We start from the raw sequence: 26286 nt of genomic DNA, 5'->3' as shown, positions 1-26286 counted from the left end.
AGCAAACCTTGTTATTTCATTGCACTTAAAAAAACAAATTTTATTAGAATGCATCCATAAAGACATTCGCAATGCACTTTACATAGTTTTAAATCACTATACGCATGTCAAATCTGAACGCCGACATATACCTCAATCATTAATGATGTCTTATAGTCACAAGTTCCAGCGTAAAGAGAATGTCGTCACGGCAACATGCTTGCTACCCAATGCAAAATCAAGTTTTGGCGCATATCCCACTTCCAACGCCACTGACTTGTAGCCCAGCGTCACCATCGGCAAGGCAGCAAAGCCATCCAGGCCAGAACCATTGAGATAACCGGCCTGAAACCCCAGGCCAGCAAAGGCATGCTCGGTAAAATACCACTCCTTGCGATATGAGAGCGCACCGTATAAAGCCGTCTCGCTGAAAGAGTCCTTATATGCCCCTCCGCGCACCGCCAGCTTGCCAGTGTCGTTATCGCCCCAAAAAGCCCAAGCCAACCCTAATCCCGGATTGAAATTATTAAAATCACAACTCTTGCTTTTCTTTCCCTTTCCTTTGGTGCAATCACTATGAATTGCTGCGCCATGAATTAAAATTGAAAAATCATCCGCGGCACTCGAAACGACAGGCAAGCACAATAGCGGAATGGCCAACATATATGGCTTGGTTTTCATATCAGCATCCTTGATGGTTATTTATTTTTTTACGAAAGAGAATGAAATTCGTGGGTTGAAAATATCGTAGTCCCTATGGGGGAATGGCTCTGGTGATCTATTTCCCTGCTTATCTATGCTCCACGTGAACGAGTTGGCTCTCTGTGCAACGCAGCTTCATGAGTGACCGCCGTTTCGGCAAGCCGCATCCTTGCGAGCACCGCCTCAGCCCCCGTATCAAGATGGCGATAGAAGCTGGCATTAAGCTGGGTGAGGTGCAGCAGGGAGTTTCTGGCTCGCTGAAAGGTCGCTTCACAAACCGGGCTCTGATGTTGCCAGAAAGAGGAAAGCGGGCCACTGGTGGTCATCCCGATGATGTCATAGAGCGCGCGACCCAAACAGATGGTAGGTACCTGATGCAACAGGGCTGACAACCCAACCGTGCTATTGATGGTGATCACCCCCTTGAGCAGCGGGTAAAGGGCCGGAAGCGGCCATTCATAACCATAAAAGAGCCGCCCCGCCAAACCATGCTCGGCGATGAGTCGATCGATACAGTCACGGTAGCTGACATACCCCCGATCCATGGGGTGATGTTTGAACAGCAGCACATCATCCGGATTGGCGTGGCGGGCAAACGAGCTGACCACCTCCGAGATCATCTCCTCCAGGTCACCAAAGTCGGAGTGCTCTCGTATTTGAAAATCTTCACTCACCTGCAGCGGCACCAGGAAGATCTGCCCGGCATGTTCCTTGAAACGATGGAGTAGTGCTCGATCGCGATGCCGATGACCATATTTGATCCACCCACTTCTCAGCCACCCCCTCGCTTCTTGCCAGAGCGTCCAGGGGCGGTGATCGACAAAATGGGGATAACGTGACTGCTTGATTGCTTTGCTGATGTGATAGCGGCTGGCATACCAGGCTCTGGCCGCAAACGTCTTGCCCACCTTGAGAGGTGCAATAAACTCGGCGGGCCAGTCTACTCGCGGCAATCTGGCGCGCTCTTCATACCAGGGGCTGAACGCATTGACGCCGCCCGGCTCAAGGGTCACAAAATCGGGACGCAGATACCCCTCCTCCAGTGCCCAGAATGACAATCCCTTGAGCTCACACACCTGGCTCGCCACCTTGTGGTAATAACGACAATCGCCGTAACAAAGCACTGTATTGATTGAATATTCCTTCAACATCCGTCGCAGAAACGTATTCCAGCCATCTGGCTCGCCGTGATAACTGATAGAGATCCCGGCACAGGGCCAGCACTCGTCGCCACCGTTGAAGTTGATCTTCACCACCTGATGGCCAGCCCGTACCAGATGTTGGCTCAAGGTTTGATAAAAGGGGCCAAGCGGCCCCTGTAACAACAACACATTCATACAATGAGGATCCATCAGGAGAACAGAGAGCGAGTGGGTTTGAGGGTATCAACCAGAAAACGGAGCTTGAGGTGCCAGCGTCGCCAACGGCTCGCACCGCTCATGGCGAGGGGCTTGTGTGCCGCCAGTTTGCGGATCAACTGTTCGGGGCTGCACCACAAGCCTGATTGCCAATCGATATAACGGGGATAAGCGGCAAGGGTCAGACAGACCAGTGCCGCCAACGGCAAGGGGCGCTCGCGTCTGGCAGGCGGATGGATGTCACGGGTCAAGCCCCAGCCACTGTAGAAGGGTTGGCCCCAGGTCGTGACCTTGACACCCTGCACCAACGCCTCGAAGCCACTGAGTGAGGTCATTGTGTGCAGCTCGTCGATATAGGGATAGAGGGAGGCGAGATCGCACTGGATCACCTGACTATCAACGCATTCAGCCAGACAGCGCGCCGAGATGGTCCCTTCCCGGTTGCCACACACCACATCCGGATGGGGCTTGAACAGAATATGCGCCTGCGGTTTGGCGGCTCGCACCGCCCAAAGCAGTTGCTCATTGCTGCGGATCTTCGGACTGCCGCAGAGGATAGAGGCATCGCCATCCACCTGACCCACGACCAGCACTAGCACGCGACCATCTTGCGGCGGCTGGAATGGTACGCTCGTCCCCACGTTGTATTTGCTGACCCGGGATTGACGCAGCAACGCCAGCAGCTTGTTGCCCCGAGCCAACAAAGCCTCGTCGATCGGCTCATAGTTGAGGAGCTGCTCAAGCGCGCTGGGGCGGCGACTGTCGAAGTAGATCCCGACCGGATCGATGGAGAGTGACGATGGTCGACAAAGATTGGAGCCAAGGCCACTCGAGCGGATAAAACCGTCCTCGACCCGAATGGCCGAGATCAACTCGGGGTACCGACTACCCCATACCAGCACCTGCTCATCGCCGGTCAACCGCTTGGGGGGGCGCCTGACAAACCGCAGATCATCGGCCAGATGGGCACAAAAGGTGCGCATAAAGGCACGCTTCCAGAGCGAAAATCCCACCAGATAAAGCCGCCGCCAACGGGCTGGCGCCATCTGCTGGCGGGCCAGCAGCTTGACGATGTCCTCGACTTCGCAACGTTCTCCCAGCACAGGGTCACAATAACGGGGATAACGAATAAGCGCCGCCGCCACCAGTTGTGGCAGCGACACAGCCTCATCGGCCCTTGACAAAACACGCCGCAAGCAGAGCTTGCTGTCATGGGTCAATCCCCAACCGGCGTAGAAAGGCATACCAAAGCAGTGGACCGGCTTGCCAAGCAGTAACGCCTCGAACCCCAGTTGGGAAGAGACGGTATAGACCGCATCCACCATCTTAAGCAGGAGATGGGGATGACAGGGCTCGCTCACTATCTCCAGATCTGCCAGCTCAGGGAGCTTTTGTGCCAATCGCGCCAGCACGCCGCTCTTTTTGCCAATACGCGTATCAGGATGGGTGCGCAGCAGCAGACGGGCACCGGGATGATTGCGCCGAGCAGCGGCCACCATCGCCAGAAAATCGGTATTACAAGCCAACGCCCCCGGGATGGAGAGATCCCCTGCCACCTGATCGACCAGCAATACACTGGGTCTGCCATCTTGCAGCAACCCCTCGGCCAAAGAGACAAGCCCCCCCTGCTCTTCACCATACGGCGCCTGCGTGGCAAGCTCATAGGGATGAGTGGCATAGCAGTTGTATTTGGTGACGCCGAGGCGTACCAGCTCACCGATCAGTCGCTCAGCCCGTGCCAACATCTCTGGTTCGCACGGGGTGGCGATCAACTGCTCAAGCTGGCTGGGCTGGCGGGCATCGTAGTAGATCCCCACCGGATCGGCGATCAGCGAGACCGCCTTGCCCCCCTGGCGGGATGGCCGATATAACCGATAAAACCATCTTCCAGCTGCCAGTAGGGAAACCCCAATTCCTGCGCCTTCTGTTTAATCTGACCGGTATTGGCCTTCTGGCCCCAGCCGACCAGCACATCGCCCGCTTGTGGCAAACACTTGGAAGAGGGCTCAAGTCGGGCCAATGGCTGACCGAGACAGGCAGAGATCTGCCGCCTGCGCGCCAGAATGCCGCTGGATTGTGTCCATAGAGTCATTATTAATGCTCGATTCTGTATTTGGTAATGGTAAAAATGTATATGGCATTTTCATTTAAATTAAATTTTTCGTCATATCAAGTTCAACTATGGATAATGAATTATTGAAATCAGACTTTCTAAAAATTGTCACAGACTTAAATGAACATAGGCCTATATTGCAACATGATGCAATAAATACACTTGGCCTTTACAAAACTGACAAGAAATAGACTATGCCATTCCAGAATTGGAATGTTTTTCTAAATCGTATTGCTATCAAATTTGGTGGTCACCCAAGCGGTCACCTGTAATGTAGTTGGCAGTTACAACAAATTATTTACAACCTCACACAACCAACATTCACCTTTATTTTTTGGATATGAAAAAAACAATAGCCTTACGATTTCCTTTATCTCCTACAGAAAATGCGATGAGCAGTTTGTTTTTAATATAATCATAACTCAACCCCTCAGGTTCCCAATGCGTTCCCATGCCAGTGGTTGCTGCAATATCCCAACCAATAACAATGTTCTCTTCTTTATTAATCAAATTACCATTAAAGTCATAAGTAAACAGCCTTTTAGGCAATAAATCATCTTTACCACTCAAAGTATAAATATGACTATCATCCGCTGTAATTGCTTGAAAATGATATCCATCTTTAGTTAAACCAGCATCTACGCCCCACTCAACAATAAAGGATGATGATAGGTCGTCATCATCCTTTATTTTGTTGTGATCGTAGAGACGCAAAACATTTTTACCATTTTCCTCCTCCCTCTAACGATAAGAATATCTCCGCTTGGCGTAAATGTAGGCATGCTATTTGTTGTTTTGCTATACCCATCACCAAATGCTTTTATTATTTTTAAATTCAGCGGTTTACTGCCAGCGGAAAATGTAAATCTTGTGATATACCACCCTCTGTTTTTAACTTCTGTACCGGCCGATGAATATAAACTACCATCTATGGGGTTAACACTGACCCCTTGATGGCCGATAAATTTAGATTGTAACTGTGTAGAAATTGCTATAGCTGAAACCGTATCAGTGTAATCAAAGCGATTAATCACTCCAGCTTCAGGCTTCCCTGTTACATGAAGAGTGTAAAGAAAATTATTTTTTTGGTCTAATGCAATACCCTGGATGACATTGTTTCTCCCTGCCCCATTTCTCACCAAGTTGAGTGAGGTGTAAGAGCTTTGCATAATCCCACCACATGGGTTAATACTTCCCTCATCTTTAGCAAGCAAGTATTTAGGGAGAGATAGCAGTGCAAGTGTAAAAATTAAATATTTCATCATTACAGACCATTAAAAAACATCAAAAGCAATCAAATAGCTTTCTATTTATAAAAGCTCGCTCTTTCTCTGTATGTTTGCATAGCCAAGTAACTCTTTCATTAAAAGACATCGACTTATCAAGTTCACTTGGGTATGAAAAAAAATAGCTGTAATACTCTTTGTTCATTGGTGGGCACTTAATAATTGATTCGCTATCACTATATATAAACCGGTCTTTATAGTGTTCGATAAGTACTTTAGGTATTGCTAGATTTCTTACTTTTACTTTATCTGTAAATAAACTACATGGAATCCCTTTATATAAAAATTGAACCTCCATTGCAGAAATATCAGTTAAAGCATATTGAACTGACAGTCGTTCTGGTAATTCCACATTGTTTTTACGCTTGGAGAATAAATCAACAATTCGTTTAGCTGGTGAGGCCCCAATTAAATAGCTCTTTAGCCCTGCTATATCAAGCATATTCATCATAATTAACAAATCATTTTTCTTAGATTTGATTCGATGACCTAAGTTAGGGTGGGATTGTACGTAAACGGTGCTGATTTTATACAAGTGACAAAATTCTATTATTTTTTTTGTGTTAGCGACACATACTGAGCAATAATCTTCATCTGGCACACCACCCTCCCATGTGGGAGCATAAACCAAAGCGGTGGAATGTTCATCATAAAAATATTTATTGCTACCAACAAACGTATTACCTAGAGTGATAACTTTCCCATTCTGAATATCGTACTTAGAGAAAATCCCAGATTTTAGATAACGGTCTATACCAACCTGACCTGATGTAACCACATAATCATAGATTCTGACAATTGGTTTTATTGATGCTAGTTTATGACTTTCACCATGGGTAACAAAAATATGTGTTAAATTACGGTTTGCGACTAGCCTGCAGTTTGATTGCGCATTGAAAAGATAAAATACAGTTTTATTGTTTTCTAATTTAATGTCAGAGTGCTTTTTTATAAATTTGAAAGTTATATTATTTTCAGTGAATTTTTTACTAAACGACTTTTCAATATCTATATAATACTTGCAAAGCACACATATACAGGCCTTCTGAGTGAAAACCTGTGCCTGAAAATACCTAACCAATTGCTCAATCGCCCCACTTATCTTGGTGTCCATGTAAATATAATAATACTTTTCAGGCACATTATTCATTGTGTTACCGACCATCCTTACGAATATCAACAATCAATCCAGTTTTATTCGTTCCCAACACCTGAAGCGTTGTAAGAGCTACCTCGTTTGCGCTTAGTAGCATCTCCTCTGGTTCAATACCAAAATTAGCAGTGCGCATAGGTGTTGCTGTGCGTTCAGGATTGATACAGTTAATTTTTATTTTCTCAGAACTCCACTCATCAGCCAACGCTTGAGTAAAGTTAACGATCGCCGCCTTGGTGGATGAATAGAGCGCATAATAAGGACGACCACGAGTATAAGAACTGGATGTAAAGTTAATCAACATCCCAGACGTCTTGGCTAGAAATGGCTTGGCCGCGACAGTAACATTTACTGCCCCATGGTAGTTAATACCGATCAAGCTATGTATTTCTTCGATAGAAAGCGCATCGATTGGTTTCTTGATTAAAAGGCCTGCGGTGTTAATAATGTAATCAATAGAGCCTAATTTATCCTCTATACGCAAAAGATAATCTTTTATAGAGTCAATATCAGTGATATCGATACCATTAAATGATCGACTGGCTACTTCAACCTTAGCACCAAGTAATATTGCATTGTTTTTGATCTCAAGCCCAATACCACTACTGCCACCAAAAACAACTATTTTTTTATTACGTAAAAACCCTAGATCTTTATCTATAGATAGTGGAATGTCATTTGATTCTTGCAGCAGCTTTTCAGCAATAAAAAGATCAATTGGTTGAGTTATTTTCATATTAGCTTCGCTACCATTAACGGTTGCAACTCTAACGCCTGGAATCATTGAGCGAACGACACCGCAGTCGCAGGTAAATGTAAACTTCTGGGCGACAATGGCTTTCTCATAAGCAAGTTTTATCACCCCCAGCTTGAATGCTTGAGGAGTCTGACCGCGTCGCATAACAGAACGATTTGGAATATTAGCAATACACCCATCATCATATACTTCAACCAAAGTATCGGCAGATGGAATAACAACATCTACAGCATCATAATACTGCAAAGCGTGGATGCAATCATGAATAATCTCTTCAGTTATTAATGGACGAACTGCATCATGAAAAAGAACATTGGCATTATTGTCAACGTATTCAAGACCCTGCAGTGCTGAATAGGTAGAGTTAAATCTTTCATTACCCCCAACAAATACCTTGGTAACTTTCCCCCATTTATTTTTTTTAATTAGACTCCAAGTCAGATCAATATAGTCTGGTTGGGAAACAATAACAACCTCGTCGATTTCACTGGCATTATTAAATGCATCTATCGTATATTCGATAACAGCTCTTCCGGCCAACTTTGTAAATTGTTTAGGGAGTGTTCCTCCAAAGCGTGAACCGACACCACCGGACAAAACCACTGCAATATTTTTCATTATTAATACATCTCTTATTGATTAACAAAGTCACGTGGGTTGGCATTTAACTCTTTATCTGCACTGACTCGTTGAAGTTCGTGATCAAATGTATCGTTGATTGTTTTATCAATCGACAATAAATAGTCCAGAGCTTTGTATCTTGCCTCTTTTAGATAATCATTACCATTTATTAGCACATCATCTATAAGCTCCATAAGTTGAGGTATATTGTTAAATACATATGCATAATCTGCATACTGCATATCGCTACTAGATGTTGAAATATCCCTGTCAGTAGGAATATAAATGAAAATTGGCGATAGCGATGAGATACACTCACTCACTACTGCAGATATATCACATATAAAAGCATCGCTACCGACTATTAAATTTGAGATTGGAGTACTCTTTTCCGCCACATCCAACATATAAGTACGGTCTGCAAACTCCACCTGTAAAGATGTAGTAATATTTTTTAGCGTTACATCACGAGAACCTGTTACAGGGTGGTATTTTGCTGATATTTTACAGTTCAGCTTACGTTGAATTTCTGACAGAAGAATAACTGACAGATGAGCAGAAGAGTAATTGTTTTCTTCATAAACACCTTCCCATGTAGGAAAATAGGTTACTTTAGAAATTTTATTTTTAATTTCAATTTCATTATCAATTGAAGTTTTTATAATGTGTTTTAAATTGGGGCGCCCCACCTTTACAAAGTCAATATGCGCGGTATTAAAACCTGCATTTTTGAATCTATCTATATGTGCCTGACCAGCTACCCATATTTCATCGTACACACGGAAAAACTTATGAGCACTGGCAGATTTATCACTATCTCCATGTCCTAAAAAAATGTGTTGGTAACGATTATAACGCAAAGTATGAATGAGGTTTCCTGTATTGGAAAAGTAATAAATAGCCTTAAGAAATGGGAGCTTATGTAATACCTTTTCCACATCAGTAGGATTTTTTGCATAAATAATATTCAAGTATGGGTATTTATCAACCGCCCAGTTATACAAATTAAAATCTCGGACTAAAATTGAAAATTCTTCTTTGGAAGATATAAATTCACCTACCCACAGTTCAAGATGTGAAGGACCATGTGTCATTCCCTCCCCAGTATGGAGCAAATGAGCAATCCTCGAAAAAAGTCGACTGTTTTTAGTAATTACAGTAACAGGTGAAGGTGATTTTTTTTTGGCTTGAGCAACATTTTTTTTGGGGGTTGGTGATGTACTTTGATTAGTTAAGCCAACTCTATTTAAAAGTGAAACTTTCTTTTTCAGCATATCAGAAATGAAAAGTGTAGGGGTGTTCAATAATTTTGTAAACTTAGACATGATACAATCCAATTTTAATTTCATTCAAAATAAAAGATCATTGATAACATAAAGATCTCTAAACCAGATTTTTCACCCAATACTTGACTTAATTGTTAAAGAAAATATTCAATGCCATTTCGATGATTCTCTGCCCTTCTTAGCTGATATTTATATGTAGATTGCATTTAATAAAAAATCACACACTAATCAGTTTAGATAGCAAGTAGTACACCCGCCGACACGGCGATCTGGTAAAGCACGCTGGTAAAGTCTTTGGTAATTTGCAGCGATTTGGTTTCAACCTGCGGCAAGACAAAGATCTCGTCGCCCGGGGTTACGCGAATATTTCTATCGTCCAGTTCGCTCTTCTCTATCTGGCTAAAGGTGCCGTCGCGATGCAGCAGCAGGATACGTGAGTTGCTCGCCTTCTGGGTAAAACCACCGGCCAGATTGATATAGTCCGCCACGGTGCGTTTCTGATCCGCCAGGATAGCGTTCGGGAACATCACATCCCCGTGCACCATCACAAGATTGGTCTGGCGCGGAATGCGGATGATGTCGCCGGGCTCAAGACGTACCTCTTCCAGATTGGGGGCGTTGGCCAGCACCACCTGACCGCTTGGCTCGATCTCTTTGGCCCGCGTAACCCACTGCATCAGCAAGTCCGCCTCGCTTTTGCGCAAGCTGGCTTCACCATCGGAGGCGGAGCGGGCGGTGAGAATGCTCGCTTCAAAAGCCTTGAGGGAGGAGCCCAGCATCTCTTTCTGGCGAACCTTGACCGAGTCGCGATAGAGCTGAATGGCATTGATATCGGCATCGCGGGTCAATTTCAGGCCATTGAGCACCTCGCCCAACCGCGCGCCGTAGCGCAGTACCACCTCCTGCTCGCTGTCGTGCTCCCCCTCAATGCGTACCGCGATGGAGGCATAACGCTTGTCGGCGATAGCCTCCACGGTATCGCCGCTGCTGACCATTACCCGAGCCAAAGTAGCAGCATCACTGAGGGGATAGTTATCCATCCGGATATCTTCCCCCTGATTGCGGCTGACCCGGATATGGGTGGCATCTGCATCGGGTCTGGCCAGTTGCAACAGCTCGGCCAGGGTCATATGGGGGGTGGCCATCTCAAACTTGTTGGCATTGGCCACCTTGCCACGCACCGTGCTCTGATAGCGCAGCGGCGCCACCACCAGGGTATCGCCGTCGCGCAGTTGGGTCGGCTGCAGATTGCCGTTTAGCAAAAACTGGTAGAGGTTGAAATTGCGCAGGGTCTTGCCACCGCGCTTGAGCGCCACATCCAGATAGCTGCCACGCTCGGGGGAGATGCCACCCGCCTTGTCGAGGAAATAGAGGATGGAATCCCCCGATTGGCCGGCATAGAGGCCCGGTTGATTGACAAAGCCGGTAACGAAAATCTTGACCGGCTGGCTCACATCAAGGGTGGCGTAGACGCTGACGTTCTTTTGATAGACGCGGGTGATGGCGCCAAGCAGGGTGTCATTGAGCTGCTCGTTGCGCACTCCGGCAACCTTGACCGGCCCGACCTTGGGCAGAAAGATATTGCCCTGGTGATCCACCAGCAGGCTCTGTTCAAACTCGACCCCGCCCCACAGTTGCACCTGCAGCTTGTCGCCGATGGCGATGCGATAATCGGGGTTGAAGCCGTTGAACGATTCACGGGCAAACTCGCCGCGAAACAGCCAGTTGCCAAAGACGGGATCGCGAGTCTGGGTGTCGCTCACCACCTTGCGCACCGGCGCCGCCTCCTGGGCGACCTCCAGTCCATAAGCCTGAGGGGTCATCAATGCGGCAACCAGCGCCAGTGATGTGGTGCGGAGATTGAAGTGGATAGACGTTAACCGCCGGTTGCGTCCGGGGTCACGGGTTCGAGAGAACAACGTTGAAATCAAGGTAAACTCCTGCGGGGCGCAAGTTTATGCACTGCGCCATCGGGTATTGAAAAGGACGAGTATCAATTGGTGTTGCTACCCGTGCTGGCGGGTAGCAGTGGCCATCAATCCTGATGTTCGCGCAAGGTGGCGAGTCCCATTACCACCAGGCCATAGAAGAGGCAAAGCAGCACGCCAATGGTGGCTAGGTTGTAGAGGCGGCGCGGGTACTGCGCCTCCTGTGCAGCACTTGGCGTACTCACCACCAACAGGTGCTTGAGCTTGCGATAGGCTTCGACTCGGGCCTGCTCCAGACTGACCAGCCCGGTTTTGTAGATGTCGGCCGCCAGCTGGGTCTGTACCTGCACCGCCTGATAGTCGGCATTCACCTCGTTAAGGGACTGTTCCTCGTTGCTGGTCAGCCGCCGCTTCTCTTGTGCCAGCTGGCGGGTCAGCGCGTCCACCCGGTCTTTGGCTGCCACCACATCAGGCGCTTTGGGATTCATGTAGATTTGCAGCCGCTTGAGCTCGGTATCCTGGCGCACCAACTCGGCCTCCAGCTCCGAGACCAATCCCAGCATGGCGCTGCTGGTGGCCTCAGGGCTCATCAGCTTGTGGCGATTCTGAAACGCCAGCATCTTGTCCCGCTCGGCCTGCAACCGCTCGTGGGAACGGGCCACCTCGTTTTCGACGAAGGCGAGCTGCTCGAGGGCGACCTGATGGCCCAGTCGGTTGATAAAGCCCTCCCCCTCTTTCAGCATCAGGGCCACCACCTCGCGGGCATACTCGGGCTCGAATGCCTGTAGCCGGATGGTCAGGATCCCCGACAGCTCGTCAAGGGTCAGGGTGAGATGGTCACGGTAGTAGGCAAGAAACTCTTCATTGCTGGCATCCAGCGAGAGACGTGATAACCAATCAGCGTGACCACTCTGATAGTGCCCCTTGAGGTCGAGCGCCTTGTCGAGCCGCTGCAGCATGTCCCATGAGCTCAGATGGGCATGCAGCACCTGCACATCCTGATGATTGCTGCCACCAAGCCCCAGCATGGAGAGGGCATCCGGCATCATCTTGAGTTGATCTGCCTGCTTGACGATGATGCTCGCTTCGCTGACATAGCGATCACTGGCGATGGCAACGTAATAGAGGGTCGCCACACCAAAGCAGAGCAAGACCCAGAGAAAGCTGCCCAGCCTGACAGCCTTTTGCCATGAGAAGTGGGCAACCTGATATCCCCTGGAATCGATGAGGAAGCGTTTGGGGTCGCGCCTGAATTTGCGCAGCTTGCGACCGATATGGGTCTTGATGGTGCTGGTGTTCATGACTATCCGAAGTGAGGATGGCAAGTGGCCCGCATCGCGCGAACCGACATGGCATCGTGACAAAAATGAGTGTGAAAACAGTGGTTACAGCTTTTGATAGACCGCGATGGCCTCTTCAATATCGGGATAGAGGGTCAGGCTGGCATTGTTCAGCACAATCCCCATGTCACACTGCTTGCGCAGGGTATTCATATCGTGGGAGACCATGATGAGGCTCGCCGTTTCTCGCTTCTGGTTGAAGACATCGATACACTTTTGCTTGAACCTGGCATCCCCCACCGAGGTGATCTCGTCGGTCAGATAGATGTCAAAATCAAACGCCATGCTGACCGCAAACGAGAATTTGGACTTCATCCCGCTTGAATAGCCTTTAATGGGCAGCTCGAAGTGCTGGCCTATCTCGGAAAAGCCCTTGACCCACTCCTCGACCCGGCGCGTGTCATGAATGCCATGGATCCTGCAGATAAAACGGGTATTTTCACGACCCGTCATGCTGCCCTGAAATCCACCGCTCAGCGCCAGCGGCCAGGAGACCCGACTGTGGCGGGTGATCTTGCCGCGGCTCGGCATATCCATGCCGCCAAGCAGGCGCAACAAGGTGGATTTGCCTGCCCCGTTGGCACCCAGAATGCCGATATTTCTATCTCCCGGCAGAGTGAAGTTCACATCCTTCAAGACATAATTACGCCCGAATTTGGTGGGGTAATATTTGCTGACATTTTCGAGGGTTATCATTTTTTAACTTGCAATCAGTCGACGGTGGCTCAAGCGATAGGCACTCATCGCAAACGCCAGAAGTATCAAGGTGGTACCGAACAGATAATTCCAGCTCCCCCCTGGGTTTGAAACCCAGCAATCCAGCCACTACGAATCAACTCGAGCGCATGCACGATTGGATTCCAGAGCAGCAGATGCTGATAATTTTGGGGTACAGCCGCTAATGGAAAAAAGACCGCAGATATCCAGAGTAGAGGACGCATCAAGATCGGAATTAGCTTGTCCACTTCGGCAGAAAGGCTGCTCACAATGCAAAGCAGGGTACCGAGGCCCAATGAGAAGATCATCAGGGTGCCATACCCCATGATCACCGCCAGCGGATCATCGGGTATCGCATCAAAACCAGACCAGACCAGAATCAGGATTAATACGATGGCCACCAATATGCCGATAATGGATTCCAGTACAAATCGGGAGAACAAGGTGGCAAAGGCTGTGACCTGACGATAGCAGAACAGTCCCTTATTCGCGCTGACGGCTGATATCAGGCGATTGGCAGTATTTAGAAACATCAAAAATGGCAGATAACCGCTGGCAATAAACACCGGAGCTTCAACACCACCGAAACCATTGCGTTGCCTGATGCCGAATATGACACAGAATACGGTGATAGTAATCAAGGGGTCCAGCAAGGCCCAGGTATATCCCAGGCGATAATTGCCAAAGCGGGTCTTCAACTCCCTCATCAATAATCCGAATGTGACATCTTTCAATACCACTGCAGGACTGCGTCTTTGTATCAACATTGGGGTTGGCTTGAACACCTCAGGTAATAGATAAGAATGTGGCACTCATTTTCAATGAGTTTCCCTGCGGCCATCGTCTGTACGCCAGGGCTGTCAACTACTTGTAAAACACCATAGCTACCGCACGGCAATGACAATTCCCGAATCTCATTCAAGCCACGTTTTCTAGTTGCTTTTCATTTGCCATAGCTACCGCACGGAAATGACATTTTCCGTTGTCGGGCCAGAGCAGGGGCAGAGTCTCATCGCCAGAGACAAGAAACACTGACGTGCTCTTCGCTTGTCTGAGTGCTGTTGCAACCCATGATGTCTCTCTGGATCACCCGTCTCTTCGACGAGCGACAATATAGCCACAGGCTCTTTTCGTTTCCACTCGAAACCATGATAAAACCATGAAATAAGTGTGATTTTTCTATGAAATGTGAATTAACAAACCAAAAAAGACATACTTTTCAGCATTAATCACCAACTCCATCGCCATAGACCAGATACAGAGCGCCAGACCTGATTATGAGAAATGAGGTTGAAGCGCTGGCAAGGAAGTGCTCACCAACCCTTTGCTCACCCAGCACTCTCCCATGCTGCCAGCGACCTCCACTATCGCGAGCACATTCTCATCCGTTTCCAAGCCATCACTCAGCGCTGTTTCACTCGCCAATTGACGAGTAGGCAACAGGCGAAAAGGCACCGCCACAGAGTTTCCGTCGTGCAAAAATGAGCACAACGACACATCAAGCAAGGTAATTACTCACAAGCTTGATAGCCCGTAATCCCTGCGATTATCCGCTGATTGCCCCAAGTTGATTGCGAAAAAACGTGATCACAAGCTACAATACGGCCCTGATTTTATGTCTAGCCATTATGTTAAACGGCGCATAAAGGGTGCATAATTTGATATTTGGTGGCACTGAAATATGATTTCGCTAAATGAAAGTAGCGGAGAGTTAATATGGGATGGCACAGTCATTGCCCAGCTTAGCTCCAGCGAAATTCAGGTTTTGCAATGTCTGCTGGAGAGGCCTGATGAGCTGGTAGAGAAAGAAATTTTGCTAGAGGCAGGCTGGCCAAGTAAAGTTGTACAGCAAAACTCACTGACCGTTGCTATAAAAAACATCAGAAAAGCGTTAGCAGAAATTACCGATGGCCCCATAATTGAAACGCGTCATCGGAAAGGATACATATTTCACCCTGCGGTCAACCAAAATAAAAATATCGAACTCGACTCGCCAATAGATGACGATGTATTTAGCCAAGACAGCTCTATTGAAGCAATAAGTCCTGATTATATTCATGAACGAAACATCCATAAGCCAGGTTCCATTCTCGCCAATATTATTTTTTACAGTGCATTCACGGCTCTTGCTTTATGGTCATTATTCATTACCACTCTCGACACACCAATACACTGTAACAAGATCAACAAGGCAAATCTCTGTGGCTATTCAGAGCTCAGTGATACCGACATAAAGTATATTGAGCAAACCGTTGGTGAATCAACAGGAACTTACCTCTATGGATACGATAAAGAACTGGGCCAGCTTCAAATCCATAAAATGGATTAGTTTCGCTATATTACTGGTTTACTCTGCAACACCCTTTATCAATGGGCTCGGATGTGATTATCAGCAGCAATATGAGCGCGATGATTTCTCATTCTACTCAACCTGCAAGTTTGGTTATGCCAAGAGCGTTGTGCATGACAAGGCCACGGGTGAAGTGCTTAAACATGAAGGCTTGTTAGGGAAACGTGGTGATACTGTCATTTTCATTGCAAATAGAGTGACTCGAACAGCACCACATCCGGACCTCCATAGCAATGTGTATTCGGTGATGCACAATGACTTTCTCTATATTGCCAAGATCATTCATAAAGATAAGGAAGATTGGATTGTCATGACCTATCCCTACTACCGCCTGCAGAAGGTCAAAACGCTCGGTAAGCAGTCGTTCTGGTAACCAAACGATCCAAATCGAATTCACAGTGGTTCAAACTCTTGCAGCCTAAAAGGCCTCATTTACCCCCCTAGCAGGCATGAGTTATCCTCGGGAAGATCATGCCAAAGAGGTACCTGGTTCCCATCCACGGGAATAGTCCAAGCTGACCAGCCTCGAGCCCGAGGGTGAGCAAAGTAGAGGAATTTTCACTACGAGCTGGAATGAAATAATGTCCAACGCTGTTCAGTGATGTTCTATGCCAGTCAATACCCGATGGCATATTGAATGGTACATCAGCAAAAGTAAAATAATGAAAAAGCCCAACCTATTCAATAGGTTGGGCTTGGTGTGTGGCGGAGAGACAGCCAGTGCAATCATCACTTGAGGAAGTTGAATTTTAAAGCATTTTGAATCAATACAAAGTCGCAATGTACCAATCACTGTACCTATATCCCTCCACCTAAATCATCATGATCTCTCGTAAAAAAGCAAACAAAACAAACTAAAAAAAGCCCGCTTATGAAAAGATAATCTATAAACCCCCCCCTAAAGTTCATAGAAAACATAACCTAAAGTTCATAGAAAACATAACCTTGCCCCAAAAATCTTGATGTAGAGTTTTTAAATTAGTGATTCACTGCGCTCACTGTACGGACAGGGACAACACCGTACGCTGACCAACTGCTACGCAAGGAGCTCAGTATGAATCAAAACGCCACTCCTCAGACTTACCCCAAAGGTACCAAGCGCCCTTGCGCCTGTGCCCCAGCAACAATTAAGGCCAAACTGCGCTCATCAACTACCTGCTCCTACCACTTCCTTTCTCTTTACGAAGTGCTGGCTTTAATCCCTGTCAGCAAGACGACTTGGTATGACGGAATGAAGCAGGGTCTCTACCCGCAGAATTACAAACTCGGTCGTCGCCGCGTCGCTTGGCGCAGCTGTGATATCGAGGACTTGATGCAGAAGTTGGTCGGGGGGATGTAACCATGACCACCGCCCTCTCCTTGGAAGACTCAATGACTGACATGGGCGTGAAGCCATCACGCGCATTGAACCCTACTCCTGGTCAGGTTCTCCGCTTTCATATTCAAGGGGACCGCCCTGGTACAAGCAATGGTTGGTTGATCACCGACGAGTTGGGTAATCACGCCGTCTTTGGCTCGTGGAAGTTGGGAATAAAGTGCGTATGGCGGCCAATCGGACCCGCAATACCAAGCTATATCCGTGCCCAACTCACTCAGCAAGCAAAAGCAGCTGAGGCACATCGGCTTGCCGAGACCCAAACAAAGGCACTCAAGGAAGCCAAAGAGATCTGGGGGGCAGCCGAGCCCCCATACCAACACGCTTACCTTGCACGCAAACAAATCTCAGGGGTCGGTGCTCGTCAGTTTGGTAACCGGTTGATAGTACCGGTCTTCAATGCACGCTCCCAGTTGTTGAGCTTGCAAGACATCGATGAAAGCGGGAATAAGCGCTTCCATCGGGGGTTGTCACTCAAGGGCGGGTTCTTACTCCTTGGCCCTTCACCTAAGTCCGGCGCCCCCGTATTGCTTTGCGAAGGCTATTCAACCGGGGCCACGCTGTTTGAGAACCTCGGCCTGCCGGTCGCCATTGCATTTTCTGCCGGTAACCTGCTCGAGGTCGGCCATATCATTCGCACGCTTTATAGCAGCAGCAAGCTGTGGGTGTGTGCAGACAACGATCATGCCACTCCAGGCAACCCCGGACTAACCAAAGCGCGTGCAGCAGCTTATCAATTGCACGGCCGCTTGATTGTGCCACCGACCATCCCCGGCATAACCGACTTCAATGACCTCTTCTGCCTTAACGGCAAAGCCGCACTGCTCGCTTGTGTTGAGGCCGCTCCTCCAGCCCATTAAATCCGGTGTCACGGCGTCACTGTGTCACAAACCCCAACGAGACCGGATCGTTCAACCAACTTTATACAAAGGTATATTCCATGAATACAAGACGTTACGAGCTGAAGGTTGAGCCCTTCCAGTTAGGTCCCATTGAGTTTCAAGATGGACTCTACTGTGTCACCACTGACAAAGGTCAAGACGATGTTTGGAGCAGGATCGGTGCTCCACTCTGGGTAACAGCCTGCGGGCGCGACACTGCGGGTCTAGGCTGGGGCTTGCAAGTACGCTGGTATAGCCCTGATGGTCGACCGCAGGAGGCGTTCATTCCACACGTTCACCTGCTGGCTGAGGGGCGTGAAGCATTGATGAAGCTGATGGACGGGGGCTATCGCTTCAACTTGGGAATGAAGAGACAGCTGATTGACTATCTCAACTCGAAGAACCCCTACAAGACGTTCATTCGGGTTGATCGACTAGGCTGGATCCCGGATACCCACATCTTCATGTTGGGAGATGGACCGGTGGGATCTACCAACGACAATGAGTACACCTATACCGGGAATAACCCAACCCAATCCGACGTGGCAGGCACCTTGGACGAGTGGCGTGATGACGTTGCCGCGCTGTGCCTTGGCAACAGCCGCTTGCTATTAAGTACCTCGCTTGCTTTCGTTGGCCCCTTGCTGCGCTTGACCAATCAGAGCAGCTTTGGCGTCCATCTGGTGGGGCCATCCTCAATTGGCAAGAGCACCGCCATGTTGGTTGCAGCTAGTGTGCTCGGCAAGCCTGCCAACAAGATCCAGACGTGGAATGCCACCAAGGTGGGATTGGAAACCACTGCGGGCTTGTTCAACGACAGTACCCTCTTTCTGGACGAAATCGGGCAGGCTGACCCTCATGTTCTAGGCGACACCATCTACATGCTGGCCAACGGCGAAGGACGAGCTCGTGCCAATGCAGATCTGTCTCGCCGTGCCAAACTGCAATGGCGAACAACCTTCCTCAGCAACGGGGAAGTTGACTTGGAGCACAGCCTTGCCTCGGTCGGTAAGCGTCACAAAGCTGGCCATGATGTCCGCATGATCAATATTGAGGCCGATACAGACCGGCATGGCATCTTCGAAGAGTTGCATGGCTACCCGAATGGTGCCTCCCTTTCCAAGGCCCTCGCAGAACGGACTGCCCAGTATCATGGCATTGCCTTCCGATCTTTTGTTGAAGAGCTGACCTTGGATATCAATGGTGCTCAGGCATTCGTTGACGAACATCGCGCTGACATGATGCGACGGCTTGGAGCCAAAGAGTGTGATGGCCAAGTGCAAAGGGTAGCCGATGCATTCGGATTGATATCAGCTGCAGGTGAGTTGGCCAACCGCTTCGGGATCACAGGTTGGCCTGCGGGTAGTGTAGCAGCTGTTGTCGAGCAACTATTCCGCAAGTGGCTCGCAAGGCGTGGTACAAGCGGCTCCCTTGAAGAAGCAAACATGATCGAGCAGTTGGTCGACCTACTCGAAGGGCGCCACGGGCAGTACCTTGCCGATGGGCCGAATGTAACGAAGCTGGGAGAGACTTACGGCTACAAACTCGGGCCCGACCTGCACCTCTACGTGTATGGGTTTAAAAAGACCTTCGCCGATTTTAACGCCAACTACGTCCATAAGGTGTTGCGTAAACACGGCATTCTCATGCATGGCACCGGCCGCGACCTGCCACGCCACACCCAATCCAGGGTGTACCAATTGTCGTTAGACAAGATCGCGGACGCCCACGACAGGCTGTTAGCGGAACAAGGTGGAGAGTAAACAACAGGGGCCGCAGGACGCGGCCCCTTTTCTTGTTTGCTATTAATGCAGGGGGGATTGTGGTTCGTCGGTGCAGTCCTCATCAAGCCAGCGCTGCCGCTTGTGTGTCAGTTGAGCGACCAGCTCCTCCTGCGACCATACCCTCTCCCGCAGGTCGGTCTCGACTCGCCCTCGCAGTTGCTCAAAGAAATGTTCATCCGCGATGGCCAACAGATAGGCCAGCTCCAACACCTCATCACCGTTGAGCGAGACACGACGAGCCTTTCGCTTGGCACTCACGCTCACCTTCTCTTCCCGCTGGGTGTGGCTAACATGGAGCCCAAGGAGAGACGGGTTCAGACCGGAGATGATGCGCTCGCTCAATCCCCACTTGATGCTATCCATCAACGGCTTGCCCAGAATGCCCCCTGTTGCCACCGTCAGTGACGCGACAAACAGGCTGAAGTCCAACAACTCCTCCTTGGTCAGCTGACCGTTATCCAGCATCCGCTGGATTGACCGGCCCGACTTGCCAAAGAGTCGCTCTATGAGATCGAGATTCACTTTCATGATGGTGTCCTTTGGTTTTGGCACTATTGCCGCCCCAAGATTTAAGTCCCCCTTTAGGGGGACAAACGGCCACCAAATGCAATTGATATTTATTCCTATCAAGTTGGGTGTAACTTCATAAGTTCATGACAGATATTGGGCCACAGGTCGATTGATGCGGCCCTGCTCGACGGGAGCTCGAACGCACTTCCCCTCCCCTAGGTCATGCCAAAGATGGGGTTCGTTTCCTATTATAGGAAACGAACATTCGAGCAATTTCAATTAGTTACCATACCTAGCAGCGGTCATAACAGCACACTCACTCGCAAAGGATGAGTCGAGGGTGAGTGTGGCTATCGGTTGCACAAGGGAGAAAAACCGGTACCGACGAGGTGGTGGGGGTGGATCAAATCAAGATGGGGGGGCGGGAGGTGACCCCGCCGCCGCGCATGTGGAATGTGTCACCGAGACCCGTCTACATTCGCAGCACTTTTCCAAAACGTCCAACTACAGCCAAGTAGCAGGTTCCTTGTGCCTTGGTTACCTAGCCACCGGCAGGTCCTCCCAGCGGGTGGTGTAGCAGGGGCTCAGGTGCTCTTGTCGCATCATCCACTCAGGCGACCCCGTACCTTGGCTGGCAAAGCCTACGCGCCCCAATCCCTTGGCTTTGATCTGGTCCATCACTGCCATCAGCGCATCTGATTGAGCGGAGGACGGGGCAAAGAGATCTGCCTGTTGTTGCCCCTTGGGGGTGAACTCACTCAGCATGACTCCCCCCTTCTGATAACGGTAACCGTCGCGCCAAATCTGCGGTAGCAGCACGTTCACTTGCTGCAGCAGCAACCGGGTATCATCGCTAGGGCAGACCAGCCGGACGCCAGCCTGCTCACTGTAGTAAGGGGCTCGTTCATCAAAGGGGCTGGTTCGCACGAACAGGTGCACCCGCTGGCAACACATTCCCTCGGCCCGCAGCTTCTCGGCTGCGCAAGCCATAAAGCCCGACAACGCCTGGGCCATTTCTCCACGGTCGGTCACGCGCTCACCAAAGGAACGGCTCGAGAGGATCTGCTGCTTCGCCGCCGGTTCAACGGTCAGCTCTGCGCAAGGCAGGCCACGCAGCTCCTGTACGATCCGCTCGACCACCACGCCGTATTGGGCGCGTAACCCTTTGGCGTCGCTAGCCACCAGGTCAGCAACGGTATTGATACCTTGTGCCACCAACTTGGCCCCCAAGCGCCGTCCTATGCCCCACACCTCGTCCACCGGGGTGATAGCCATCAGCCGGGCACGGCGCAGCTCGTCACGCAAGTCCACGACGCCGCCCGTGGCAGGCCACTTCTTGGCTGCATAGTTGGCCAGCTTGGCGAGGGTCTTGGTGGGACCAATCCCGACCCCTACCGTTAGGCCGGTCCACTGCCACACTCGCTGCCGGATCTGTTGTCCATAGGCTGTCAGGTCCCCGGCAAACGACTCCGACAGTGACAGGAATGCTTCATCAATGGAGTAGACCTCCAGCTCGGGGGACATGGTCTCCAACGTGCTCATCACCCTGCCAGACATATCGCCGTAGAGCGCGTAGTTGGAGCTGAATGCCACACCGCCATGCGCCTCGAACTGCTCGCGGATCTTGAAGTAGGGCCCGGCCATCTTGATACCCAGCGCCTTGGCTTCGGGGCTGCGCGACACCACGCATCCATCGTTGTTGGAGAGCACCACGATCGGGCGGCCACGCAGCTCAGGGCGAAACAGCCGCTCACAGCTGGCGTAGAAGTTGTTTACATCAACGAGCGCTATAGCCATCACGCTGCCTCAGATTGCCAATCACATGGGTGACCACTCCGAACAACTCCAGGGAGAGGCTCATACAAGGGTCGATAGGCGCGAACGCCGGATTGGCTGGCAACAGCCGCAACCTCGGCTTGAGCTGCAAGGTCTTTACCGTGAAGCAGCCATCGAGTAGTGCAATCACCACATCACCATGGCGCGGGGTGAGGCTCTTATCGACCACCAGCAAGTCACCGGGAAAGATGCCGACCCCGGTCATGCTCTCCCCCTCGGCACGCAGATAGAAGGTTGCTGCAGGGTGGGCCACGCAGTGGGTGTTGAGGTCCAACTTCCCTTCCAGATAGTCGCTGGCTGGGCTGGGAAAGCCGCAAGAGGCGCGGTGCAAGAACAGCGGGATGGTCACCTCGGCGGGTGATGGGTCTGGGGTTAACAGCTTCATGGCAAAACACCTGTATTTATATACAGCCATTATAGCGCACCACCTTTGAACCAGCGCAAGTCCCGCATGCCAGTGATGGCGTACCATGGCGCCAACAAATAACAAAGAGGTCAGTATGAGTCACAATCTGTGTGCCCTACCGAAAGAGCAGCAAGAACGGGTCGAGGTCGAGAAGGCCGCCGCATATGCGGTATGGAAGGAGCGCAACGGTCACTTGGCCAGCGCCGAAAGCGAAGCGAACCAACATCAAGGTGAACTGGGTCGCTACTTCCTTGAAAAGGTCGCCTACTTCAAGTCTCGCTGACCCTATCAACATGTTCATCGGTGGCTATGCAGGTCACTAGCAACAAACCGCATTCCAAACAACTTAACGAGGTACGTATTGTGACGGCATTGGTAGTCAACTTGGTAGAGACCTACTCCAGCCGAGGTGCTTACAAGGGCGCCATTAGCGCTTGGCGGGTTTCAAGTGATATGGCCAGCAAAATCTCCACCGTCATTGGGGTTTACAAGTCTCAAGTCGTGGTTGTCATCGAAGGCTGCCAGCTGAAACTCTCGACACCTGATGTCAATGAACTACACGATGACGGGTGTGATGGTCGTTACTTCGTGGTCGGTGGAGACGTTTACGAAGACACCAAAGCTTGGCTAAAGCCGCATCCGTGGTTATTCAAGTCACTGGCCAGCGTACAAGGCCCACGCTACCTGAGCCTCGAAGAGGCCAACCAGATACCTTCAGGCAGCGTCATACTGAAGTAAGCCATATCTACACATCTTGATAGATAAGGTGAGGGAGGCTCGCGCCTCCCCCACTCAACACCACGCCTCACACAAGCTCTCTGCCTGCGCCAGCACCAACTGGGCAGCCTCTTCCTGTTGGTCTGGCGGGTACTTGTAAGTACGCAGGATACGTTTAACCAACAGACGAAGTCGGGCTCTAACACTTTCACGGCGACTCCAATCCACCGTGACACTACGGCGCAGGCTGGCGGTGAGCTCATGGGCTATCTTGGCCAACGTCTTGTCCCCGAGTTCGCGCACCGACGCCTCATTGTTGGCAAGGGCATCATAGAAGGCGAGCTCGTCATCGTTGAGGCCCAAGGCCTGCCCCCGCTTGCTCACAGCCGCGAACTTCTTGGCCATGTCGATCAGCTCCTCAATGACCTGCGCGGTCTCGATGGAGCGGTTCTGATAGCGCTGGATGACCTTGGTCAGCATCTCCGAGAACTTCTTCTCTTGAGATAGGTTGGTCGCGAACTTCGCCTTGATTTCCCCCTCCAGCAGCCGCTCAAGCAGCTCCACGGCGAGATTGCGCTCCGGCAGGTTGCGTACCTCGGCCAGAAAATCATCATCAAGCAGGCCGATGTTGGGCTTGTCGAGGCCGACCGCTTCAAACACATCGACTACATCGCCCGATACCACGGCATTGCCGATGATCTGGCGAATAGCCAGGTCGCGCTCTTCGTCAGTCTTCTTCTTCCGGGTGACCTCTTTCTTGGTCAGCATCACCTTGACCGCTTGCAAGAAGGCCACTTCCTCTCGTACCGCCTTGGCCTCATCAAGAGTGCAACAGAGGGTGAATGCCTTGCTCATCGCCAGCGCGTTGTCAGCAAAGCGCTTCTTGCCATCTTCAAGACCAAGGATGAAGTCAGCAGCTCTTGCCAGCAGCTTGTGTCCACCCGTGAGGTAGTCGCTGTAATCGAAGCCATGCAACATGGAGCGCAGTACATCCAACTTCTCCTCCAACACCGCGTAAGCCTCACGGGCATCGACCGTAGGGCGACCACGACCACGGCTGGCGGTGTACTCCTTGATAGCGCTCTTGAGCTCGTTGGCGATACCAATGTAATCGACCACCAACCCACCTTGTTTGTCCTTGAACACCCGGTTTACCCGCGCAATGGCCTGCATCAGGTTGTGGCCCTTCATCGGCTTGTCCACATAAAGGGTATGTACGCAGGGCGCGTCGAAGCCGGTAAGCCACATATCTCGCACGATGACCAACTTGAGCGGGTCACTCGGGTCTTTGAACCGCTTCTCCAGCCGTTTCTTCACTTGGGTGGCATGGATGTGGGGCCGCAGCAATGCCTTGTCAGAAGCGCTGCCGGTCATCACGATCTTGATGGCCCCCTTGTCGGGGTCAGAGTCATGCCAGTCGGGGCGCAGGGCCACGATGGCATCATACAAGTGCACGCAAATCTCGCGGCTCATGGCGACCACCATGGCCTTGCCATGCTGCGCCTGATTGCGCTCTTCGAAGTGGGCCACCAGATCGGCGGCAACCCGCTCAATTCTTGGCTTGCTGCCAACCACCTTCTCCAAGGCTGCCCACCGTGACTTAAGCTTGGCCTGCTCGCTCTCTTCCTCATCCTCGGCCAGCTCATCCACTTCGTCGTCGATGTGGGGAAGCTCTTCGTTATTAAGTGACAACTTGGCCAAGCGTGACTCGTAGTAGATGGCAACCGTGGCACCATCGTCCTTGGCCTGCTGCATGTCGTAGACGTGGATGTAGTCGCCAAAGACAGCGCGAGTGTCCCGGTCTTCCGCAGATACGGGCGTACCGGTAAAGGCCACGAACGTCGCGTTGGGCAGCGCGTCGCGCAAGTGCTGGGCATACCCGACCTGATAGCGCGCAGCTCCTTCTGCAACCTTGCCTGGCGCTTTGAGCGAGGCGCTGAAACCGTATTGGGTTCGATGTGCTTCATCCGCGATGACCACGATGTTGGCACGGTCGCTGAGCACCGGGAACGAGTCCTCATCCTCGCCGGGCATGAACTTCTGGATGGTCGTGAACACGATGCCGCCGGAGGGCCTGTTGCCAAGCTTGTCACGCAGGTCACCTCGCGTACTCACTTGCACCGGCTGCTCGCGCAGCAGGTCTTGCGAGAGTGAGAAGACCCCGAAGAGCTGGCCATCAAGGTCATTGCGGTCAGTGATGACGACAATGGTCGGGTTCTCCATCGCGGCGTCTCGCATCACCCGCGCCGCAAAGCAGGTCATGGTGATGCTCTTGCCACTGCCCTGGGTATGCCACACCACCCCGCCCTTGTGGCTGCCGTCTGGACGCGATGCGAGCACCACCTGCTCGATGGCCGCCCTGACCGCATGGAACTGATGGTAACCGGCGATCTTCTTGACCAACCGGCCGTCATCTTCAAACAGCACGAAGAAGCGCAGGTAATCGAGCAACATGGCCGGGATCAGAATGCCGCGCACCATGGTCTCCAGCTCGCCAAACTCGCCGTAGGGGTCGAGGTTGACCCCATCCACCGTGCGCCACTGCATAAAGCGTTCGGCATCCGCAGACAGCGACCCCATCCGCGCCTCGCTACCATCGGAGGCAATCATGATCTCGTTGTACTGGAACAGGTCGGGGATCTGCTCCTTGTAAGTCTGCAGTTGGTCGAATGCCTTCCAGATGTCGGCATGCACGTCGGCCGGGTTCTTGAGCTCCAGCACAACCAGCGGCAACCCGTTGACGAAGAGGATGATGTCTGGGCGTCGGGTGTGCTTGGGCCCCTTGATGGTGAACTGATTGATGGCCAGCCACTCGTTGGCGGCGGGGTTCTCGAAGTCAACGAGGCGGACAAAGTCCCCCACCGTCTCGCCATCCCGCTGGTACTGGACTGGGACCCCATTCACCAGCAGGCGGTGAAACGCCCGGTTGGCCGACAGTTGCGCCGGGGTATCGAGATTGACCACCTGCGCCAGCGCGTCTTCACGCGCTACCATCGGCACAGACGGATTAAGGCGTGCTATAGCGCCTCTCAACTGGTCGAGCAACAGCACCTGATTGAAGTTCGTACGCCACGGGTTATCAGAATCGGGGGCAACGTCGTAGCCACACACCACACGATAGCCCACCTCGGCCAACCACCCCAGCACCTCTTGTTCCAACTGATCTTCGGTCATGCACCATCACTCA

General features: G+C 50.9%; 24 protein-coding genes. 7 read left to right on the top strand and 17 right to left on the bottom strand.

The window, feature by feature from the left end; all coding sequences use genetic code 11:
* Positions 1 to 156: 156 nt before the first annotated feature.
* The 13 genes from ACTG2O_RS11535 to ACTG2O_RS11475 form a co-directional block, all read right to left on the bottom strand.
* The gene (locus tag ACTG2O_RS11535) at positions 157 to 660 is read right to left on the bottom strand and encodes a hypothetical protein (RefSeq protein ID WP_043821235.1); all 504 of its coding nucleotides are present in this window, start codon (positions 658 to 660) and stop codon (positions 157 to 159) included.
* A gap of 113 nt (positions 661 to 773) precedes the next feature.
* Entirely contained in the window at positions 774 to 2018 is a 1245-nt protein-coding gene (locus tag ACTG2O_RS11530; protein WP_252412202.1) for a capsule biosynthesis protein, read from the bottom strand.
* Positions 2019 to 2032: 14 nt separating this feature from the next.
* Complete coding sequence (locus ACTG2O_RS11525; protein WP_439975786.1) at positions 2033 to 3856, bottom strand: capsular polysaccharide biosynthesis protein; 1824 nt, start codon at positions 3854 to 3856, stop codon at positions 2033 to 2035.
* Positions 3857 to 3867: 11 nt separating this feature from the next.
* Positions 3868 to 4131, bottom strand: a complete 264-nt coding sequence (locus ACTG2O_RS11520) for a hypothetical protein (protein ID WP_439975785.1) — start codon at positions 4129 to 4131, stop codon at positions 3868 to 3870.
* A 348-nt stretch (positions 4132 to 4479) separates the two neighbouring features.
* On the bottom strand, positions 4480 to 4866 hold the full coding sequence (locus ACTG2O_RS11515) for a phage baseplate protein (RefSeq protein WP_019445978.1): 387 nt from the start codon (positions 4864 to 4866) through the stop codon (positions 4480 to 4482).
* Entirely contained in the window at positions 4839 to 5414 is a 576-nt protein-coding gene (locus ACTG2O_RS11510; RefSeq protein WP_439975784.1) for a hypothetical protein, read from the bottom strand. Before ACTG2O_RS11510 ends, ACTG2O_RS11515 begins: the two co-directional genes overlap by 28 nt.
* A 22-nt stretch (positions 5415 to 5436) precedes the next feature.
* Complete coding sequence (locus ACTG2O_RS11505) at positions 5437 to 6588, bottom strand: hypothetical protein (RefSeq protein WP_019445977.1); 1152 nt, start codon at positions 6586 to 6588, stop codon at positions 5437 to 5439.
* Positions 6589 to 6592: 4 nt separating this feature from the next.
* The gene (locus tag ACTG2O_RS11500; RefSeq protein ID WP_019445976.1) at positions 6593 to 7966 is read right to left on the bottom strand and encodes a bifunctional cytidylyltransferase/SDR family oxidoreductase; all 1374 of its coding nucleotides are present in this window, start codon (positions 7964 to 7966) and stop codon (positions 6593 to 6595) included.
* A 14-nt stretch (positions 7967 to 7980) separates the two neighbouring features.
* Positions 7981 to 9294 (bottom strand): CDP-glycerol glycerophosphotransferase family protein, encoded by a 1314-nt coding sequence (locus ACTG2O_RS11495; RefSeq protein ID WP_041201883.1) that lies wholly within the window; start codon positions 9292 to 9294, stop codon positions 7981 to 7983.
* Between the two features lie 194 nt (positions 9295 to 9488).
* On the bottom strand, positions 9489 to 11078 hold the full coding sequence (locus ACTG2O_RS11490) for a polysaccharide biosynthesis/export family protein (protein ID WP_439976659.1): 1590 nt from the start codon (positions 11076 to 11078) through the stop codon (positions 9489 to 9491).
* A 212-nt stretch (positions 11079 to 11290) separates the two neighbouring features.
* Positions 11291 to 12484, bottom strand: coding sequence for a polysaccharide transporter (locus ACTG2O_RS11485; RefSeq protein ID WP_019445973.1), 1194 nt, complete (start codon positions 12482 to 12484; stop codon positions 11291 to 11293).
* Positions 12485 to 12568: 84 nt separating this feature from the next.
* Positions 12569 to 13219, bottom strand: coding sequence for an ABC transporter ATP-binding protein (locus ACTG2O_RS11480; RefSeq protein WP_019445972.1), 651 nt, complete (start codon positions 13217 to 13219; stop codon positions 12569 to 12571).
* Positions 13220 to 13284: 65 nt separating this feature from the next.
* Positions 13285 to 13938, bottom strand: coding sequence for an ABC transporter permease (locus ACTG2O_RS11475; protein WP_439975781.1), 654 nt, complete (start codon positions 13936 to 13938; stop codon positions 13285 to 13287).
* A gap of 983 nt (positions 13939 to 14921) precedes the next feature.
* On the opposite strand from ACTG2O_RS11475, the gene ACTG2O_RS11470 reads away from it, so the two are divergent.
* The 5 genes from ACTG2O_RS11470 (at position 14922) to ACTG2O_RS11450 (ending at position 19609) form a co-directional block, all read left to right on the top strand.
* Positions 14922 to 15569, top strand: a complete 648-nt coding sequence (locus ACTG2O_RS11470; RefSeq protein ID WP_019445970.1) for a winged helix-turn-helix domain-containing protein — start codon at positions 14922 to 14924, stop codon at positions 15567 to 15569.
* A complete protein-coding gene (locus ACTG2O_RS11465) occupies positions 15520 to 15963 on the top strand; it encodes a hypothetical protein (protein WP_026035003.1) in 444 nt (147 codons plus the stop codon). Before ACTG2O_RS11470 ends, ACTG2O_RS11465 begins: the two co-directional genes overlap by 50 nt.
* 681 nt (positions 15964 to 16644) lie before the next feature.
* A complete protein-coding gene (locus tag ACTG2O_RS11460) occupies positions 16645 to 16929 on the top strand; it encodes a helix-turn-helix transcriptional regulator (protein ID WP_081376073.1) in 285 nt (94 codons plus the stop codon).
* 2 nt (positions 16930 to 16931) lie between these two features.
* Entirely contained in the window at positions 16932 to 17825 is an 894-nt protein-coding gene (locus ACTG2O_RS11455; RefSeq protein ID WP_234784161.1) for a toprim domain-containing protein, read from the top strand.
* Between the two features lie 80 nt (positions 17826 to 17905).
* Complete coding sequence (locus ACTG2O_RS11450) at positions 17906 to 19609, top strand: DUF927 domain-containing protein (protein WP_411589633.1); 1704 nt, start codon at positions 17906 to 17908, stop codon at positions 19607 to 19609.
* A 42-nt stretch (positions 19610 to 19651) separates the two neighbouring features.
* Here ACTG2O_RS11450 and ACTG2O_RS11445 read toward each other — a convergent pair whose 3' ends face one another.
* From ACTG2O_RS11445 to umuD, 3 genes are all read right to left on the bottom strand, one after another.
* Positions 19652 to 20158, bottom strand: a complete 507-nt coding sequence (locus tag ACTG2O_RS11445) for a hypothetical protein (protein ID WP_335852453.1) — start codon at positions 20156 to 20158, stop codon at positions 19652 to 19654.
* 519 nt (positions 20159 to 20677) lie between these two features.
* On the bottom strand, positions 20678 to 21937 hold the full coding sequence (umuC, locus tag ACTG2O_RS11440) for a translesion error-prone DNA polymerase V subunit UmuC (RefSeq protein ID WP_439975778.1): 1260 nt from the start codon (positions 21935 to 21937) through the stop codon (positions 20678 to 20680).
* A complete protein-coding gene (gene umuD / locus ACTG2O_RS11435; protein ID WP_439975776.1) occupies positions 21918 to 22361 on the bottom strand; it encodes a translesion error-prone DNA polymerase V autoproteolytic subunit in 444 nt (147 codons plus the stop codon). The genes umuC and umuD overlap by 20 nt, the downstream gene beginning before the upstream one ends.
* Before the next feature lie 115 nt (positions 22362 to 22476).
* Here umuD and ACTG2O_RS11430 point away from each other — a divergent pair, with 115 nt between their 5' ends.
* Positions 22477 to 22665 (top strand): DUF3283 family protein, encoded by a 189-nt coding sequence (locus tag ACTG2O_RS11430; RefSeq protein ID WP_029303587.1) that lies wholly within the window; start codon positions 22477 to 22479, stop codon positions 22663 to 22665.
* A gap of 20 nt (positions 22666 to 22685) precedes the next feature.
* A complete protein-coding gene (locus ACTG2O_RS11425) occupies positions 22686 to 23120 on the top strand; it encodes a hypothetical protein (protein WP_439975774.1) in 435 nt (144 codons plus the stop codon).
* Positions 23121 to 23174: 54 nt separating this feature from the next.
* Here the strand turns inward: ACTG2O_RS11425 and ACTG2O_RS11420 are convergent, their stop codons facing one another.
* Positions 23175 to 26273 carry a type I restriction endonuclease subunit R gene (locus ACTG2O_RS11420; RefSeq protein WP_439975773.1) on the bottom strand — a complete coding sequence of 1033 codons (3099 nt, stop codon included), beginning with the start codon at positions 26271 to 26273 and terminating at the stop codon, positions 23175 to 23177.
* Between the last annotated feature and the right edge of the window lie 13 nt (positions 26274 to 26286).

The sequence above is a fragment of the Aeromonas sp. 61P genome (genome assembly GCF_051919545.1).
Taxonomy (GTDB): domain Bacteria; phylum Pseudomonadota; class Gammaproteobacteria; order Enterobacterales; family Aeromonadaceae; genus Aeromonas; species Aeromonas veronii.
The sequence above is the reverse complement of the archived record's forward strand: the minus strand, read 5'-3'. Positions and strand labels throughout refer to the sequence as shown.